Annotated in this window: 1 protein-coding gene; it reads left to right on the forward strand. The window is 75.8% G+C overall.

Annotated elements, in window-relative coordinates; translation table 11 throughout:
• The coding region (locus AB0J52_RS41395) for an RCC1 domain-containing protein (protein WP_500188743.1) at positions 1–1192 on the forward strand (1192 nt) is incomplete at its 5' end.
• Positions 1193–1226: the final 34 nt, after the last annotated feature.

Genomic DNA, 1226 nt, shown 5'->3' on the forward strand with positions numbered 1-1226 from the left:
GCTGGTGGCCGGGGTCTGCGCGGCCACCGGCCTGGCCGTCCCGCGCCAGGCGGACGCGGTCGTGCCCAGCGAACTGGCCCTCGGAACAGGCAGCAACGAGTCGGGTTCCCTCGGGGACGGCACGACCACCGAGCGGGACGCGCCGGTCAGGACGCGCCTGCCGTCCGGCGTCGCGCTGACCCAGGAGTCCGGCGGCGACAGCCACACCCTCGGACTGGCCTCGGACGGACGCGTCCTGGCCTGGGGACGCAACGCCAGCGGCCAGCTCGGCGACGGCTCGACCGCGAGGCGCGCGACGCCGGTGTTCGTCCACCTGCCCCACGGGCTGACGGTCACGCAGGTCGCCGCCGGGTTCGACCACAGCCTCGCCGTGACCTCGGACGGCCGCGTCCTGGCGTGGGGGCGCAACGTCAACGGTCAGCTCGGCGACGGCTCCACGACCCGCCGCACGACCCCGGTGTTCGTGCGGCTGCCCCGGGGCGTCACCGTCACGCGCGTCGCCGCCGGGAACTACCACAGCCTCGCGCTGACATCCGACGGACGCGTCCTGGCCTGGGGCGACAACATGCTGGGGGAGCTGGGCGACGGCAGCCGCGCGAACCAGGCCGCGCCGGTGTTCGTCCACCTGCCGGACGGGGTCGCCGCGTCCGGCGTCGCCGCGAGCCCTGGCGCCCAGAGCTTCGCCGTGACCTCGAAGGGACGCCTGCTGGCCTGGGGGCACAACGACATCGGCCAGCTCGGCGACGGCACGACCGCCGACCGGAGGACCCCGGTGTTCGCGGCCCTGCCGACCGAGGACACCATCACCCAGGTCGCCGCCGGATACGACCACAGCCTCGCGCTGACCTCGGACGGCCGTGTGCTGGTCTGGGGCGCGAACAAGTCCGGGCAGCTCGGGCCCGGTCGCGGCAGCATCCAGAAGGAGCCGATCCAGGCCGACCTGCCGATCGGCGCGACCATCACCCAGATCGCGGTCGGCTCGGCGCACAGCCTCGCGCTGACGTCGGACGGCCGCGTGCTGGTCTGGGGGGCGAACTTCTACGGCCAGATCGGGGACGGCGCGGTCACCACGCGCCCGTCCCCGGCCCTCATGCCGCTGCCCAGGGAGGCGGGCCCGGCCACCGCCGTGGCGGCCAACAGCTACACCTCGCTGGTGCTGGCCCGGCGGCGAGGCGGCAGCCCGGCCTCCTGACCTGCGACCCGCGGCCGCGGGCGAGCCGGCGGGC

This window comes from Spirillospora sp. NPDC049652, assembly GCF_040675125.1.
Taxonomy (GTDB): Bacteria; Actinomycetota; Actinomycetes; order Streptosporangiales; family Streptosporangiaceae; genus Spirillospora.